Here is a 16,831-nt window from a genome sequence, read left to right on the forward strand (position 1 = left end):
TTGCATACCAAATAGTGCAAAAATATTATTTAAGGTTTATAGTTTGAACTAATGAGTTCACCGTTTGATCTTTCCGGTTCATAACCCCCCTGCGCAACACCCCAAGGAGCTGCCATGCGTCGTATCGCTGTCATCGGTTCGGGCATATCCGGCTTGGCCGCTGCCTATCGTCTTGCTCACTCCCAAGACACGCATCGCGTCTGTCTGATTGAAGCCAACTCTTATTTCGGCGGACATGCCAATACGGTCGAGCTCAGCCTGGATGGTATTAGCCACGGGGTCGATACCGGTTTTTTGGTGTTCAACCACCGCACCTATCCCCTGCTCACAAAGCTGTTCAAGGAGCTGGAGGTAGAAACCGCTCCCTCGGAGATGTCCTTCTCCGTGCAGATTCCCCACCCTGATGGCAGACCGGGGCTGGAATGGAGCGGTAGCTCTTTAGGCAGCGTGTTTGCACAGCGCAGAAACTTGATCAGCCCACGCTTCATTGGCATGTTGCTGGAAATTTTGCGCTTCAATCGTCTGACAACGGATATCGCCCAGCGCCAGCTTGAGTCACAACTCAATACGCCCATAGAAACCTTTCTGGATCTGCATGGCTTTGGCAGCACATTTCGCAACAACTACCTGTTGCCCATGATTGGCAGCATCTGGTCTTGTCCGACCGATCAAATGCTCCGCTTCCCCGTCGCTACCCTGATTCGCTTTTGTCACAATCACGGGCTGATCCAGATCACCAACCGTCCCCAGTGGCACACCGTTCGCGGTGGCTCTCAACGCTACGTACGCCGCATCATTGGGCGACTGCAAGAGGACGGCCGCCACGAAATCCGATTGAACACCCCTGTGTTCAGCCTTAAACGTGAAGCACAAAGCGTCATGGTAGAAATGCCTCACGGTACCGAGCAGTTCGATGCTGTCGTGCTGGCCTGCCATAGTGATCAGGCATTGCGCCTGCTGGGCCAGGACGCAACCCAGACAGAGCGTGCCGTGCTGGGCAGCATTCGTTATCAAGCCAATGAAGCCGTATTGCACACCGACACTGCCGTCTTGCCACAGCGCCAGGCCGCCTGGGCGGCCTGGAATTATGAACGCGCCAGCTCGGCGGCTTCCGAGGAAACCGGAGTGTGCCTGCATTACCTCATCAACCGCCTGCAGCCACTGCCTTGGCAGCAAGCCGTCGTGGTCTCGCTCAATCCGGCCCGTCCCATAGCAGCGGACAAGGTACATGCGCGCATTACGTACAGCCACCCAGTCTTTGACCATGCCGCCATCCTGGCACAACAACAGCTTGAAAAGTTGCAGGGCCAACGCCGGACCTGGTTCTGCGGTGCCTGGTGCGGCTACGGATTTCACGAGGACGGTTTGCGTTCGGGTCTGAGCGCCGCTGACCAGGTTTTGCTGTCCCTGAACCGTGCAGCGCAGGCGGCCCACACTGAGCTCAGGCAGGAGGAAACCGTATGAACGCCTCCGCTCTCATTGGCTTTGGTCATATCTGGCATCGGCGGCTGCGGCCAGTCGAGCACGCCTTTCATTACCCTGGTTATTTCCTGCTGCTTCCCATGCGTAGCCTGCGGGAACACCCAGTCCCCGTCCTGCGCCGCAACCAACGCGGCTGGATCAGCTTTCATGACAGCGATCATGGCAATGGCGGTAATGACGCTCTGGCCTGGTTTGAATCTCTGTTAGAGCAGGAAGGTATTGAGGATGCGGATGGCGAGATCTGGCTGCATACCTTTCCGCGCGTCCTGGGCTATGTCTTCAAGCCCGTGAGCTTCTGGTACGCCCATCGAGCCGACGGTTCGCTGGCGGCGATTCTGGCCGAAGTCAACAACACCTTCGGTGAGCGTCATGCCTATCTCCTGGCAGGGCCGCATCTGGGCTGGGATTGCGAACAAGTTGCCAGCAAGCAATTTCATGTGTCCCCATTTTGCGAAACCCACGGCGAATATCGCTTTCGATTCTCGCGCAATGAAACTACCAACCTGGCGCTTGTCGATCTGTACGACGACGCAGGCCCCCTGTTACGCACAGGTGTTCAAGGAACGCTACACCCCCTGAATGCGGCTACCGTACGCAGGGCATTTTTTGGCACGCCGCTGATGACCCTAGGGGTCATTGTTCGCATCCATTGGCAAGCACTGCGCCTGTGGGCGAAGCGGCTTCCCTTCCATCGCAAACCACCAGCGCCCAAGCGCTCTGTCACACGATGAATACAAGCACCGCCACTCTCTTGAGCAAGTCCGCAAAAGCAAGCAGCGACTTGTCACCTCACGCGAACCGCGTCCTGAAGCTCTTGACGCACCTGCCTCATGGCCAGTTGGAGCTTCAGTTGCCCGATGGGCAAGTGCGGCATTTTCCCAAGCAAAATGCAGTGGAACCCGACGCCCGCTGCGCAATCGGGCAGTGGGAGGCGCTGGACCGCATCCTGAGCTCGGGCGACATTGGCTTTGCCGAAGGCTATATAGAAGGTCAATGGGACACCGATGACCTAAGCGGCTTGCTGCGTCTGTGCATCCGCAACCGCGATCACCTGGAACAACTGGTGTACGGTCACTGGTGGGCTCGACTGGGCTTCAGACTGCGCCATATGCTTCACCGCAACACGCGGGCGGGCAGCGCTAAAAACATTCATGCTCACTACGATCTGGGCAACGACTTTTATCGACTCTGGCTGGACCCAAGCATGAGCTACAGCGCTGCCTGGTTCGAAGGTCTTGACGGCTCGGCCTTGCACAAGGCTGATCTGGAGCAGGCTCAACGCGCAAAAACCAGACGGGCGCTGCGTGAGACAGGACTGCAGCCGGGGCAACGACTGCTGGAAATTGGCTGTGGCTGGGGAGCGCTTGCCCAGACAGCGGCCACGGAGTTCGGCGCGCAGGTGACAGGTGTCACCTTGTCACGCGAACAGCTTGACTGGGGCATGCAGCGCATAAACGAAGCCGGCCTGCAGGAACAGGTTGATCTGCGTTATCAGGACTACCGGGATCTGGCGAAAGAACACGCGGCGCAGCCCTTTGACGCCATTGTGTCCATTGAAATGTTCGAAGCTGTCGGGCACGAATACTGGCGCACCTACTTCAAGACTTTGCATGATTGCCTCAAACCGGGCGGCTATGCCTGCGTGCAGTCCATCACCCTGCGCGAAGACCTTTTTGCCCGTTATTTGCACTCCTCCGACTTTATCCAGCAATTCATTTTTCCCGGAGGGCTGCTGCCCAGTGTCACGGCCTTCGAGCGTGAAGCCCAGCGAGCCGGCCTGACCGTGGTCCGAACAATGAGCTTTGGCAAGGATTACGCCGAAACACTCCGACGCTGGCGTCAGGCTTTTGAGCAAAAGCTCGATGCGGTCCGCAGCCAGGGCTTTGACGAGCGCTTTGTGCGCATCTGGCGATTTTATCTGGCCTATTGCGAGGCTGCCTTTGATATGGGCAACACCGATGTAGTCCAGTTCACCTTGAGAAGGCCTGACCATGACTGATATTCGACGACGCCAAGCCCTGATCGTGGGCATCAGCCTTCTCGCCCCTACCCTTATTGCCATGACCCCTAATCTCTCGGCGGCCGCAGCGGCTGCCCCCCAGGAGCTGCGCTCCACCCTGCCCTCTGCCCATCTTGTTGGCAGTGGTCCCATGCGCTTTTTTGGACTGCGGGTTTACGAGGCGCGACTGTGGGCCATGCCGGACTTCGAGCCCAAAGAGTATGCACGCCAGCCCTTCGCCCTGGAGCTGATCTATGACCGCAAACTGGAAGGCGAAGCCATTGCCGAGCGTTCAGTTGCCGAAATGCGGCGTGTGGGCAGCTTCTCCGAGCAGCAGGCCCGCCAATGGCTGCTCCTGATGAAAAAGGCTTTTCCGGATGTCCTGGCACAAGATCGCCTGCTGGGCGTGACGGACGGAACCGGCGATGTCCGCTTTTTCCACAATGGACGTGAAACCGCCCGTATTCAGGACGCCGAGTACGCGCGCCTGTTTTTTGGAATCTGGCTGTCTGAGCAGACTTCAGCACCGGGCTTGCGAACGGCCCTGTTAGGCAAACGCTGATAAAGGCACAACCATGCGCCCCCCAGGCTCCCGCCCCTTAAAGCCGCTGCATTGGCGTACGGGACTCTCCTATGGAAGTCTTGGCCTGCCGCTGGCATTCGTGTCGCTCCCCTTATATGTGAACCTGCCGCATTACTACGCGGCGGTGGCCGGGGTGCCGCTGGCGGGCCTGGGCGCCGTGCTGCTGGCTACCCGCGCCGTTGACGCGGTGCTCGACCCTGCACTGGGAAGGCTGGCCGATCGTCTTTTGCATCGAGGCCTGGGCCAGGCCTGGCTGGCCGCTTTGTTGGGCAGCCTGATCATGGGCTTGGGTTTTGCCGCACTGTGGCATCCTCCCGAAGGTGGCCCACAAGAGGTGCTGATCTGGCTGGCGCTCAGCCTGCTGGTATGCACCTTGGCCTATAGCGCCGTCAGCATCTTGCATCAGGCCTGGGGGACCCGCTGGGGTGGTGATCCCAATTGGCGTGCGCGTGTCACCGCATGGCGTGAAGGCGCCACGCTTCTGGGAGTCTTGCTGGCCAGCATATTGCCCACCTGGTTAGGCTTTGATGCGACCAGTGTCGTGCTTTTTCTAGCCTTGGCCATAGGCCTGTTCGGGCTGCATCGCCTGCCGCCCGCTATCGCTCAACCCATGGGTTATGCACGGGGGCACAACAGTCCTGCATCAACCGCCTCGCCCTGTGCTGATGCCAGTTTCCGCAGGCTGTTATTCGTCTTCATGCTCAACGGCGTAGCCGCCGCCATACCCGCTACCTTGTTGCCCTTTTTCGTGGCGGACCGCCTGCAGGCCCCGGAGATGCAGCCGCTCTTTCTTCTGTGCTATTTCGGCGCCGCCGCGGCAGGGCTGCCTTTATGGGTACGGGCTGTCTCGCGCTGGGGACTGGCACCCAGTTGGCGGGCCGGCATGCTGACAAGCGTTGTCGCCTTTTCCCTGACACCCTGGCTTGATGCCGGCGACGGTGGCGCCTTCCTCGTTATCTGCCTGGCAAGTGGGCTGGCTCTGGGCGCGGATCTGGCCCTGCCGGGCGCTCTGCTAACCGGTGTCATCCATGAATCCGGTCAGGGCGGCTCGGGCGAAGGACGATATCTGGGCTGGTGGACTTGTGCTGCCAAGCTCAACCTGGCCCTGGCAGCCGGTCTGTGCCTGCCCCTTCTTTCCGCCCTGGGTTACCAGAGCGGCACAAGCGACCCGGCTGGCCTGCAGGCGTTGGCCTGGGCTTATGGCGGCCTTCCCTGCCTGTTCAAACTATTGGCGTGGGCTGGCCTGTGGCGCGCCGAGCATCTGCACTCATCCTGGAGACTGATATGAAACTGACAAACAGCCTTGTCTCAACCCTGCCCTGGCGGCGCGTCGCCCTGGGACTGACACTTATGGGCACCCTGGCCGGATGCGTGGGACCCACGGTGCAGGACTATGCCCAGGAACGCCCCGAATTGGACCTGCGTCAATATTTCAACGGCCCCCTGACGGCCCACGGCCTGTTCACAGACCGTTCCGGCAAAGTGGTCAAGCGCTTTACCGTGCGCATGACGGGCACCTGGAAGGGCGATGAAGGCGTGCTCGACGAACACTTTGTCTACAGCGATGGCACCACTCAGCAACGGATCTGGCATTTGAAGCATCTGGGTGATGGCCGCTACAGCGGACGCGCTGACGATGTGGTCGGCCAGGCCCAGGGCCAGACCGCGGGCAACGCCTTTCATTGGAATTACGTGCTGGCACTGCCGGTGGACGGCAAGGTCTGGAACGTGAACATGGATGACTGGATGTACTTGATGGATGGCCGCACCATGCTCAACCGCGCCGCCATGAGCAAATTCGGCATTCATCTGGGGGATGTGACACTGTCCTTCATGAAGGAGTAAGTGTGATGACACTGCTACACGCAAAACTCAATCCGCCGCTCAGTCACTGGCAAGGAAAATACGCCTGGATTGTCGGTGCCTCATCAGGCATAGGCAGAGCCACCGCGGAGGCGCTTCATGCGCAAGGCGCGCAGGTCATTGTCTCGGCCAGAGACGCCGATGCACTGCACGAGCTGGCCAAAGGCCGAAACGGGTTTGTCGTCGTCCCGCTGGATGTCACCGAACCTGAAACGCTGGCTGCGGCCAAGCTGAAAGTTCAAGCCTGCGTCGATATTGCTCCCGATCTGGTGCTGTATTGCGCAGGCAGGTACCTGCCACAACGGGCGACCGAGTTCAATCTTCTGGAGATGCAGAAACATCTGGCAGTCAATTATGTGGGTGCGCTGCATCTGCTCGATGCGGTCATCCCGATGCTGCTTGAGGCCGGACGCGGCCACCTGGCCCTGGTGGGTAGCGTGGCGGGCTACCGCGGGCTGCCAATGTCCCTGGCCTATGGGCCCACCAAAGCCGCACTGAATAATCTGGCGGAGAACCTCTATTTGGATCTGCACCCGTTGGGACTGGGCATTTCCATTATCAACCCCGGCTTTGTAGACACCCCGCTGACCGCCCAAAACAGCTTCAAAATGCCCGCGCTCATCACCCCTGAAGAAGCCGCCCGTCATATCTTGCACGGCTGGAAACAGGGGCAGTTTGAAATGAACTTCCCCCGTCGTTTTACCCGCTGGGTAAAGCTCATGCGATGCCTGCCCGATAGCTGGTACTTTTCGGCGGTACGTCGTGTCACTGGAATGTAAACGCAGCCGCACATGGAGACAGCACGCCACGCGCACTACCGCGCCCACACTCTGCGCCTGATACTGGGCGACCAGCTCAACCCACAGCACAGTTGGTTCCAGCAGGTGGACAGGCAGGTGGTTTATGTACTGATGGAGGTGCGTCAGGAAACCGATTACGTCTTGCATCATGCACAGAAAATTCTGGCCATTTTCGCTGCAATGCGCGACTTTGCGCAGCAGTTGCGAGCCGCTGGCCATCGGGTGCGTTATGTGACATTTGAAGACCCCAGCAACCGTCACTCCATCCCCGACAATCTGACGGCACTCGCGGCGCATTACGGTGTGCGCCAGGTGCAATGGCAACACGCTGACGAATGGCGACTGGATACTCAATTGCAACAGTGGGCGGACACGCAGGCCCTGACTTGCTCAGCGGTGGATAGTGAACACTTTCTGACCAGTCGTAATGAACTGGCCACTCAGATGCGCGGTCGTCGTCAATGGCTGATGGAGCATTTCTATCGCCGTATGCGCCGCCGATACCGGTTGCTGCTGGATAATCATGAACAGCCGGTCGGTGGCAAGTGGAACTTTGACCATGAGAACCGCAAACCCTGGCGTGGCACACCGGCTGAACCCACTGACTGGCGGCCCTGCCACGACCACCGTGTGCTTTGGGAAAAGCTGCAGCGTTGTGATGTGCCCAGCTTCGGCGACCCCCAGGCCAACGCCTTTCGCTGGCCACTGAATCGCCAGGAAGCGCTGAGCTGTCTGAAAGCCTTCATCACCCATGCACTGCCGCATTTTGGCGACTACGAAGATGCCATGTCCAGCCAAGCACCACGGCTGTTTCACTCCCTGCTCTCGTTTTCCCTGAACGTCAAAATGCTCCACCCGCTTGAGGTGCTGGAACGGGCCGAACGGGCCTGGCGGGAAGGTCAGGCTCCTTTGGCTGCCGTGGAAGGCTTTACACGTCAAATACTGGGTTGGCGCGAATACGTGCGCGGCATCTACTGGGCCCACATGCCGGGCTACGAAAGCCTCAATGCATTCGGGCACGACTTGCCGCTGCCGCACTGGTTCTGGACAGGGAACACCCGCATGCGCTGCCTGCAACAGTGCATTCAGCAGTCCTTGCAAAGCGCTCATGCTCACCATATCCAGCGCCTGATGGTGATCGGCAACTTTGCTCTGCTGGCTGGGCTCGACCCGGCTGCTGTCCACCGCTGGTACCTGGGCATCTACATTGACGCTTTCGAATGGGTGGAACTGCCCAATACCCTGGGCATGAGTCAGCATGCCGACGGTGGCCTGATTGCCACCAAGCCCTATATCAGCAGCGCCGCCTATTTACACCGCATGAGCGACTACTGTCAGGGGTGTGTCTACAAGCCCACGCAGAAGACAGGGCCACACGCCTGCCCCTTCAATGCCTTGTACTGGGACTTCCTTGCCCGCAATGCCCAAGAGCTGGGTGACAAGGGACGGATGACATTGATGTATCGCCAATGGCAGAAAATGCCTCCCGAACAACAAGCTGCTCTACGCACCCACGCAGAGCAGCTGCGCCAGAACCTGGGCACTCTGTAAGCCCCCCACATTGACCGAGGCCTGACATGCAATCCCTGCCCACCGCTTACCGTGCTCTTATTCTGGGCGGCTCTGGCGCCATTGGCGGTGCCATGGCCGCCCAGTTGGCCGCCGACCCTCGCTGCAGCGAGCTTGTTAGCCTGCACCGGCGCAGCACACCCGCCCTGGACTTCGATCAGCCACAGACGATCGCCGCAGCGGCCCGAACCTTGAGCACACAAGGCCCCTGGCATCTCATCGTGCTTGCGACCGGCATGCTCAGTGGTCCTACCGGGGGCCCTGAAAAGCGCTTGGCCGATCTGAATGCCGATCATCTGATGGCCAGCTTTAACACCAACGCGATAGGCCCGGCCCTGGTATTGGCCCATTTTGCACCGTTGCTGCCCAAGCACGAGCGCGGCATCCTGGCTGTGCTGTCGGCAAAGGTAGGCAGCATTGGCGATAACCGCCTGGGCGGCTGGTACAGCTACCGGGCCTCCAAGGCGGCGCTGAACATGCTGCTCAAAACCGCATCGATCGAGCTGGCACGCACCCATCCTCAAGCCGTGCTGGCCGCGCTGCACCCGGGCACTGTTACCTCAGCCTTGTCGGCTCCCTTTCGGGGCGCTCAAATCGGCCGCCCGCCTGCCGATGCGGCGCACGCGTTGCTGGCCACGCTAGACACACTCAGCCCAAAGGACAGTGGTGGTTTCTGGGCCTACAATGGTCAGGGACTGCCTTGGTAAGTTCTTTGCTCACCTTCACACACGGAGAATTCCATGCGCATCCTTCTGACAGGAGGCACGGGCCTCATTGGACAGGCCCTTTGCCGACACTGGCAACAACACGGCCACGAACTCTGGGTGTGGAGCCGAAAGCCCCAGCAAGTCCCCCAACTGTGCCCAGGCGCAACGGGCATCGCCGTGCTGGACGAGCTCAATGGCAGCGCGCCATTTGACGCGGTCATCAACCTGGCCGGAGCCCCAATTGCCAATCAACGCTGGACTGAGGCACGGCGCCAGCTTCTATGGCAAAGTCGGGTCGATCTGACACGCCGTCTGGTGGACTGGATGGGGCGACAAGCGTCGGTGCCCCCCGTCTTGATCTCGGGCTCAGCGGTAGGCTGGTACGGCGATGGCGGAGAGCAGCAACTGACCGAGGCCAGCGCACCGGGCAACAAGGACTTTGGCAGCCAGCTTTGCGTGGCCTGGGAGCAAGAGGCCGAACAAGCTCGCCAATGGGGGGTACGCGTGGTCTTGCTGCGTACCGCGCCCGTCTTGGCCAAAAACGCCGGGATGTTGGCTCGGCTGCTCCCCTCGTTCAGGCTGGGACTGGGTGCCAGACTGGGCGATGGGCAACAATGGATGCCGTGGATACACCTTGAAGACCAGGTCGCGCTTATCGACTACCTATTGCACAACCAGAGCTGTGAGGGCCCTTATAACGCGTGTGCGCCTCAGCCGGTGCGCAATGCAGAGTTCACCCGCGTCCTGGCTCAGGAGCTGGGCAAGCCAGCACTGTTTCATGCCCCGGCCTGGGCGCTGCGTCTGGCCTTGGGAGAGATGTCCGTTCTGCTGCTCGGCGGGCAACATCTGATTCCGCTGCGGGCCCAGCAAGCAGGTTTCAGCTGGCGCTACCCTGATCTGTCCGAGGCCTTGAGGGATCTGCTTCACAAAGCCTGAAAGCACGGTGTACAAGGACAGCGCCGCGATTTTGCCCCACGACCCTGCCCTATGAAACGGCCGCGCCCAATAGGCGCGGCCGTCGTCTTGTCTGCTTAAGTCAGGAAGTTCACAAAGCCAGTGATGATGACGGCGTTGAAAAAATCGATGAACAAGGAGCCGACCAGGGGAATCACAAAAAAGGCCTTGCGCGAAGGGCCATTATCTTCGGTGAAAGCCTGCATATTGGCCATGGCATTAGGCGTGGCACCCATGCCGAAACCACAATGCCCGGCCGACATCACTACCGCGTCATAATCCTTGCCCATGACCTTGAATGTCACATATCTGGCAAAGAAGAACATCAACACCGTTTGCGCAATCAGGATGACCAGCAGCGGCCCGGCCACCTCGGCCAGTTCCCACAATTTCATCACCATCAAGGCCATGACCAGGAAAAAGGCCAGGGACACATTGCCGATAATCTCAAACTCTTTTTCAGGCAGACGATAGCGACGCCAGTCAATCACGTTGCGGATGATGGCAGCCACCAGCATGGCTCCCAGATAGGCGGGCAACACAATCCCGCGCTCGCTCAGCCATTCGATAATGACACTGCCCACACCAATCGCGATGGAGAGCAGCACCACAGCATAAACAGGCATCTCAAAACCGCCCTCGTCGGTCTGAACAACTTCTTTAACCGTGGTTTCTGTAGGGTGAGCGGCATCCGCACCTTCGTGCTGGCGACGGTGGCGACGGTGTGGAGCGGGACCGTCGATCTTGTATTTCTTCATCAAGCGCTTGCCCAACGGACCACCAATGACGCAGCCCATCACCAGCCCCCAGGTGGAAGCGGCAATGGCGGCAGGCAAGGCGCCTACGGCGCCGGCACGCTCAAGCAAGGGACCAAAGGCAGCCGAAGTACCGTGGCCGCCCGTCATGGAGATGGACCCGGCCGCCAGACCCAGGAGAGGATTGGCGTTCATCAAAGCAGCCAGGCTTACGCCCATCACGTTCTGCAGAATAATCAGGGCAACGGCACAGCCCAAAAACAAGCCGACCGCCACGCCCCCTTTTTTCAGCAGCTCGAAACTGGCTGAAAAGCCGATGGTGGTAAAAAAGGCCATCAGCAAGAAGTTGCGTATATCGTCGTTGAACGCAAAGCTAAACGAACCGGTCTGGTGGCCAACCAAGGCGATCAAAGCAAAAATCAAACCGCCAATAATGGGGCTGGGAATAAAATATCGGGCCAGCACAGCAACACGATTCTTTATATATTCTCCCAGCACGAGAAAAACAGCCGCCAAACCTACCGTTTGCGCTATATCGAGCTGAATGTTCATCTATCCGTTCCTTACATCTTTGGGATAAGGGGCCTGTACCTATGTGTCTGACAGAGGCTTCAAACCAATTTGTTCAAATAGGCATGTCCATCGTCGCTACTTCGTCCTTGTGGGGCAAAGGCATGACCACCAACAGCGTAGTAAAACCGAGAAAAATAACACGAACAGGTGCCTAATGCCGCCAATTCCCACGAATAAGACCGCTCTATTACAAAAAAACCCGCCACAAGGCGGGTTGGAGAAAGAAGCGGAGTTAGCGGTCGCGCTCTACCGAAAACGCGCACAAACTTAACAAAACCTGTTTGAATTCGCTCTCGGGCACATCCGCCAGCGCCTGAACCGCCAGTTGTGCTTCGGCCTTGGCCGCTTCACGGGTGTAAGTGAGCGCATCAGTCTGTTCGATGGCGCGGGCCACTGCGGCAAAATCGGCATCGCCGGTTTCAATCGCCGACTTGATGAGTTGAACCTGCTCGGCCGTACCCACTTCCATGACACGGATCAGAGGCATGGTCGGTTTGCCCTCACGCAGATCGTCGCCTACGTTCTTGCCCAGGGCCTGGGCGTCGCCAGTGTAATCGAGCACATCGTCCACCAGTTGGAAGGCCGTACCCAAATGACGACCGTAAGCGGCCATGGCCGCTTCCATGTCGGGCGAGGCGCCCGCAACAATCGCACCTACCTGTGCAGCCGCCTCAAAGAGCTTGGCCGTCTTGTAACGCACCACCTGCAGGTAACGCTCCAGCGAGACGTCGGGATCATGTACGTTCAGCAGCTGCAAAACCTCGCCTTCGGCGATCACGGTAGTGGCTGCCGAGAGCACGGCCATGGCAGGCATGGAATTGGACTGCACCATCATCTCGAACGAGCGCGAATATAGATAGTCGCCTACCAGTACGCTGGCTGCATTGCCATACACCGCATTGGCGGTATGACGACCGCGACGCATATCGGACTCGTCAACCACATCGTCGTGAAGCAGGGTGGCCGTGTGGATAAACTCCACCACGCCCGCCAATAAATGGTGTGTGCTCCCCTGATAGGCCAGCGCGCGGGCTACCAGCAACAGCAGCGCAGGACGCATGCGCTTGCCGCCTGCACTAACGATGTATTCACCAATTGTGCGTATTAGCACCACATCCGAATTCAAGCGTTCACGAATGACGACATCAAGAGCCTTCATGTCGTCGGCAATAGGTTCAATCAGGGTGGACAGGTTCAAAACAGAATTCCGGACGAGTAAGGGAGGGGGCCGCTGTCGGCCAATCGTAACTTGGTGATTATACGATTTTGAATCGCTTTGGGCCCATTGTTACGCCTCAAGCACAACAGTGATCGCAGAAAAAGGTGCCAAATTAGCGATAATAAGCGTTTCAACCTGAATCGGAGACCGTCTTGAGCTCGCAAGACCTGAGTACCCTGATCAGCCGGGCCGAGCGGGTTCTCGCTCAACTGGAAGCCTGGTTGCCGCCTGCTCCCCCCCCTATCGACTGGGACTGCACGGCGTTTCGCTGGCGCAACAATGGTTCGCGTGGCTGGCTGGAGGGCGTGCAGCACGTCGCCACCATTCGCACCGACGATTTGCATCATATTGAACGTCAAAAGAGCATTATTGAGCGCAACACCCGTCATTTTCTGGACGGCAAACCGGCCAATAATGTATTGATGACAGGGGCTCGCGGCACCGGCAAAAGCTCGCTGGTCAAAGCCATGCTGGCCAAGTTTGCCGATCAGGGCCTGCGCCTGATCGAAGTGGACAAATCCGATCTGGCGGACCTGGGGACCATTATCGACCTGATCAGCTCCCGCCCCGAACACTTCATCATCTTCAGCGATGACCTGTCGTTCGAAGAAGGTGAAGCGGGTTACAAAGCGCTCAAATCCGTTCTGGACGGCTCCGTGGCCTCGCCCGGCGACAATGTTCTGATCTACGCCACCTCCAACCGACGCCATCTGATGCCCGAGTACATGAAAGAGAACCTGGGGGTCTCCACATCGGCAGACGGTGAGATCCACCCCGGCGAGGCAGTAGAAGAAAAGGTATCCCTGTCCGAGCGCTTTGGACTATGGTTGTCGTTTCACCCCTTTAAACAAGATGACTACCTGGACATTGTGTACTACTGGCTGGGCGCATTGGGCTGCCCGGCAGAACACATCGAAAGCTCGCGCATGGAAGCCCTGCAATGGGCGCTGGAGCGCGGCTCGCGCTCGGGCCGGGTAGCACGTCAATTTGCTAGAGATTGGACCGCTAGACATGTCTAAACCCACGCTGGAAGTGGCCGTTGGCGTTTTATTGAACCCCGACGGCCGGGTGTTGCTGGGAAAACGCCCGGCCGATAAACCGTGGCCGGGCTGGTGGGAACTGCCGGGCGGCAAGATTGAGGCGGGCGAGAGCGTTCTCGAAGCGCTGGTACGGGAACTGCGCGAAGAGCTCGGAATTGAAACCACGCTTGCGCATCCTTGGGTCACCTACACCCACGAATACCCAAAAAATTTCGTCAAACTCTCTTTTTGTCTGGTGCGGGAATGGGAGGGCGAGCCCCAATGCCTGGAAGGACAGGAGCTTGCCTGGGTCAACCCCCAGGGGCCGCTGGAGGTAGGGCCTGTGCTGCCGGCCACGGAGCCACCCATGAAGTGGCTGCAACTGCCCGAACGCTACCTGATTACCCATATTGAAGAACCAGGCCGCCTGCCCGCCTACCTGGAACAGCTCGAGCAGGCCCTGCAACAGGGACCGGCCCTGGTCCAGTTTCGCGAACCGGCCTGGGCTGCCCGCCCCGATGCCGAATTTCATCTTCATCAGGCGTTCCTGCAGGTCGTCACGCTGTGCCAACGGTATCAGGCCCGCTGCCTGGTCAACAGCCTGCATCCAGAAAGTTGGTGGGATCACGCCGATGGCGTGCACTTGCGCGCCAGCGACGCCCAAGCCTTATCCGCCAAATGCCACGATACCCTGACAAGCGTTCCCGCGATCAGCAAGGGCCTGATCGGCATGTCCACGCACAATGAAAGCGATATTGAAATCGCCCGCAAAATCCAGGCAGATTTCCTCGTGCTGGGTCATGTGCTGGACACCGCTTCGCATCCCGACGAACCCGGCATGGGCTGGGCCCGCTTTGCCCGTCTGGCAGAACAGGCTGGCCTTCCCGTCTTTGCCATAGGCGGACAATCGGCGCATACCCTGGCCGACGCACGCACGCATGGCGCACACGGTATTGCCGGCATGCGTCACATGCTGGACAACAACCCGGCATGACGCCCCACGTCACCATTTCGGAGCACGAAGGTGTCCGTTACCTGCACCTGGGTTCAGCCTGGGTGCAGGGGGCCATGCGCCTGGCCGCCCCCGATCAGCTTGAGCTGCACTACATCCGACAGATGATGATCTGGACGCTGTTTCAGCATGCCCCTCAACGCATTGCCCAGCTCGGGCTAGGCGCAGGCAGTCTGACACGTTTTTGCTACCAGCATTTTCCACAAGCGCGTATCGACGCGGTGGAAATCAACCCGGAAGTGGTGCGAGCCAATCGCCTGTTGTTCCATCTGCCGCCCGATGACGAGCGTTTGAGCGTGCATACGGTCGACGCACTGGACTACCTGGATGCCCTACATGGCGAACTGGATGTGCTGCAGGTGGATGTGTACTCCGATCAGGCCGAACATCCCGCCCTGGAAAGCCAGGACTTTTACCTAGCCTGTCGGCGAGCCTTGGGTCCGCAGGGTTTGTTGACGGTCAACCTGCTGGGCTCTGAGCTGGTTCATGCTCGCAATCTGCATGCGCTGCAAAAAAGCTTTGCCGCCGTAGTCTGGTTACCAGAAACACACGACGGCAACCTGGTCGCGCTGGCGTTTGTTGACCCGCCACAAATTGATTTTGATGATTTATACAAGCGTGCCGATCAGATTCAAGCCACCTTGGGCTTGGCTGACGGCGAAGAATGGGTAGAGGGACTCTACGCCTGGATGGACCAGGAATAAATCCCCCCTCGCAAGCACGCCAAGGCATCCGCAAGCTGGAAGAACGATCCCGTCAGCGGGCAGGACCCCGCACGTCCTCACTGGGCGGCGGCACCTGATGCGCTTGCAGCCGGCTGCGCGGCGACTGTTTTCTTCATACCCGCTTTTGCCACTTCTTCTGCTGTCATCCCGGTTTGTGCGTCCCAGCCCCCTCCAAGTGCCACCATCAGCTTGACCGCTGCCCGCAGGCGCTGGGACTCCAGATCCAGCGCCTGCCGCTCTGCCGACAAGGCCGTTGCCTGAGTTTGTGCCAGACTCAGAAAATCCACCAGGCCAGCATCAAACTGATTGCGCGTCAAACGCAGGGACTCCCGTGCAGCGGCCAGGGACCGTGCCTGACTGGCCTGCTCCCGCTCCAGCCCATAAAGCTCGGACAAGGCATCTTCCACTTCTTTGAGCGCATCCAGAACAGTCTGGCGATAGCCCGCCAATTGCTCGTCATAGCTGGCTTGCGCCTGCTCGACCTGAGCGCGTCGCGCGCCAAAATCCAGCAACGTCAAGGCAAAGGCCGGTCCCAGTGACCAGACACGCGCTGGCGCGGTCAGCCATTCACTCAGATCACTACTACTGAAACCGCCACTGGCTTTCAGGTTCAAACTGGGAAACCAGGCGGCCTTGGCCACCCCGATCTGCGCATTGGCCTGCGCCATGCGACGCTCGGCGCGCGCGACATCCGGACGGCGCTCCAGCAAACTGGAAGGCAGGCCCACCGGAATATCCGGGGCCACCGGCCAAGGCGCATTAGGCACCACGTCAAACTGCGAGGGCGGGCGTCCGACCAGAACCGCCATCGCATGCTGATAGCTGGCCTTCTGGCGATCCAGAGCCAGACGCTGGGTGCGTGCCCCTTCAAGCTGACTCAAGGCAGCGGCTACATCCGCGGGTGTCGAAAAGCCAGCCTCCAGGCGATTCTGATTGATTTGCAAGGAACGCTCATACGCCGCCACGGTTTCATCCAACACCCGCGCACTGGATTCGGCACTGCGGTACTGCAAATAGGTCTGCGCCAATTGGGATTGCAAACTCAGCCGCGTTGCCGCCAGGTCCGCCGCACTGGCCTGCAGGCTCGCATCGCCCGCTTCCACCTGACGGCTGATCCGCCCCCACAAGTCCACTTCCCAATTCACTGTGACGCTAGCGTCATACGCACTGCTGCTTTGGCTGGTAGCACCCGAGCCGCTGCCACGTCGTGTCGTACCGACCGAACTGCCCACCTGCGGAAACTGTGTCGCCCGGGTACCTGACACCGTGGCCTGGGCCTGACGCACCCGTGCCTGAGCCTGCTGCAAGGTGAAATTCTGCTCGTTCAGACTTTGCATCAAGGCATTCAGCACCCCGTCATTGAGACTTTCCCACCAAGGGCCACGGTCATTCAGATCTGCCGGCTCAGCCGGCTTCCAGGCCGTCGCGCGTACTGCTTCCCGAAAATGCTCACCAACTGGCGCCTGCGGCCGCTGATAGTCAGGGCCGACAGCGCACGCAGACAGGGCCATCACCATGGCTGCCAATGCAAAACGCGGAAAAATCAGGACGTTGGAAATAGGCATATCAGC

The 16,831-nt window shown here is 59.3% G+C and carries 16 protein-coding genes; 13 read left to right on the top strand and 3 right to left on the bottom strand.

Translation table 11 applies throughout. The features are described from left to right. Positions 1-114 precede the first annotated feature (114 nt). From FE795_RS14725 to FE795_RS14770, 10 genes are read left to right on the top strand one after another with little or no spacing between them, the layout of a single operon-like run. Positions 115-1,464 carry an NAD(P)/FAD-dependent oxidoreductase gene (locus tag FE795_RS14725; protein WP_219235135.1) on the top strand — a complete coding sequence of 450 codons (1,350 nt, stop codon included), beginning with the start codon at positions 115-117 and terminating at the stop codon, positions 1,462-1,464. After that, the gene (locus tag FE795_RS14730) at positions 1,461-2,213 is read left to right on the top strand and encodes a DUF1365 domain-containing protein (protein ID WP_009458773.1); all 753 of its coding nucleotides are present in this window, start codon (positions 1,461-1,463) and stop codon (positions 2,211-2,213) included. The genes FE795_RS14725 and FE795_RS14730 overlap by 4 nt, the downstream gene beginning before the upstream one ends. After that, complete coding sequence (locus tag FE795_RS14735; protein WP_131070928.1) at positions 2,210-3,481, top strand: SAM-dependent methyltransferase; 1,272 nt, start codon at positions 2,210-2,212, stop codon at positions 3,479-3,481. Before FE795_RS14730 ends, FE795_RS14735 begins: the two co-directional genes overlap by 4 nt. Further along, complete coding sequence (locus FE795_RS14740; RefSeq protein ID WP_003801988.1) at positions 3,474-4,043, top strand: chalcone isomerase family protein; 570 nt, start codon at positions 3,474-3,476, stop codon at positions 4,041-4,043. Before FE795_RS14735 ends, FE795_RS14740 begins: the two co-directional genes overlap by 8 nt. A 13-nt stretch (positions 4,044-4,056) precedes the next feature. After that, complete coding sequence (locus FE795_RS14745) at positions 4,057-5,352, top strand: MFS transporter (protein ID WP_219235137.1); 1,296 nt, start codon at positions 4,057-4,059, stop codon at positions 5,350-5,352. After that, on the top strand, positions 5,349-5,909 hold the full coding sequence (locus FE795_RS14750; protein WP_219235139.1) for a DUF3833 domain-containing protein: 561 nt from the start codon (positions 5,349-5,351) through the stop codon (positions 5,907-5,909). Before FE795_RS14745 ends, FE795_RS14750 begins: the two co-directional genes overlap by 4 nt. 5 nt (positions 5,910-5,914) lie before the next feature. Continuing rightward, complete coding sequence (locus FE795_RS14755) at positions 5,915-6,706, top strand: SDR family NAD(P)-dependent oxidoreductase (RefSeq protein WP_131070930.1); 792 nt, start codon at positions 5,915-5,917, stop codon at positions 6,704-6,706. Between the two features lie 12 nt (positions 6,707-6,718). After that, a complete protein-coding gene (locus FE795_RS14760; RefSeq protein WP_219235142.1) occupies positions 6,719-8,278 on the top strand; it encodes a cryptochrome/photolyase family protein in 1,560 nt (519 codons plus the stop codon). A 26-nt stretch (positions 8,279-8,304) separates the two neighbouring features. Continuing rightward, positions 8,305-9,003, top strand: coding sequence for an SDR family NAD(P)-dependent oxidoreductase (locus tag FE795_RS14765; protein WP_219235144.1), 699 nt, complete (start codon positions 8,305-8,307; stop codon positions 9,001-9,003). Between the two features lie 33 nt (positions 9,004-9,036). Beyond that, positions 9,037-9,939 carry a TIGR01777 family oxidoreductase gene (locus tag FE795_RS14770; RefSeq protein WP_059318230.1) on the top strand — a complete coding sequence of 301 codons (903 nt, stop codon included), beginning with the start codon at positions 9,037-9,039 and terminating at the stop codon, positions 9,937-9,939. 95 nt (positions 9,940-10,034) lie between these two features. Here FE795_RS14770 and gltS read toward each other — a convergent pair whose 3' ends face one another. Further along, the gene (gene gltS / locus FE795_RS14775) at positions 10,035-11,264 is read right to left on the bottom strand and encodes a sodium/glutamate symporter (protein WP_003802010.1); all 1,230 of its coding nucleotides are present in this window, start codon (positions 11,262-11,264) and stop codon (positions 10,035-10,037) included. 253 nt (positions 11,265-11,517) lie between these two features. After that, entirely contained in the window at positions 11,518-12,483 is a 966-nt protein-coding gene (gene ispB / locus FE795_RS14780) for an octaprenyl diphosphate synthase (RefSeq protein WP_003802015.1), read from the bottom strand. A gap of 173 nt (positions 12,484-12,656) precedes the next feature. Here ispB and FE795_RS14785 point away from each other — a divergent pair, with 173 nt between their 5' ends. Genes FE795_RS14785 through FE795_RS14795 form a run of 3 tightly spaced genes read left to right on the top strand, consistent with a single transcriptional unit; the run spans position 12,657 to position 15,239 of the window. Next, a complete protein-coding gene (locus tag FE795_RS14785) occupies positions 12,657-13,523 on the top strand; it encodes an ATP-binding protein (RefSeq protein ID WP_003802018.1) in 867 nt (288 codons plus the stop codon). Further along, positions 13,516-14,517, top strand: a complete 1,002-nt coding sequence (locus FE795_RS14790) for a Nudix family hydrolase (protein WP_059318229.1) — start codon at positions 13,516-13,518, stop codon at positions 14,515-14,517. Before FE795_RS14785 ends, FE795_RS14790 begins: the two co-directional genes overlap by 8 nt. Then, positions 14,514-15,239 (top strand): spermine/spermidine synthase domain-containing protein, encoded by a 726-nt coding sequence (locus tag FE795_RS14795; protein WP_003802022.1) that lies wholly within the window; start codon positions 14,514-14,516, stop codon positions 15,237-15,239. The genes FE795_RS14790 and FE795_RS14795 overlap by 4 nt, the downstream gene beginning before the upstream one ends. 77 nt (positions 15,240-15,316) lie before the next feature. Here the strand turns inward: FE795_RS14795 and FE795_RS14800 are convergent, their stop codons facing one another. Continuing rightward, the gene (locus FE795_RS14800) at positions 15,317-16,825 is read right to left on the bottom strand and encodes an efflux transporter outer membrane subunit (RefSeq protein ID WP_219235147.1); all 1,509 of its coding nucleotides are present in this window, start codon (positions 16,823-16,825) and stop codon (positions 15,317-15,319) included. Positions 16,826-16,831 lie beyond the last annotated feature (6 nt).

The sequence above is a fragment of the Alcaligenes ammonioxydans genome (assembly GCF_019343455.1).
GTDB lineage: Bacteria > Pseudomonadota > Gammaproteobacteria > Burkholderiales > Burkholderiaceae_B > Alcaligenes > Alcaligenes ammonioxydans.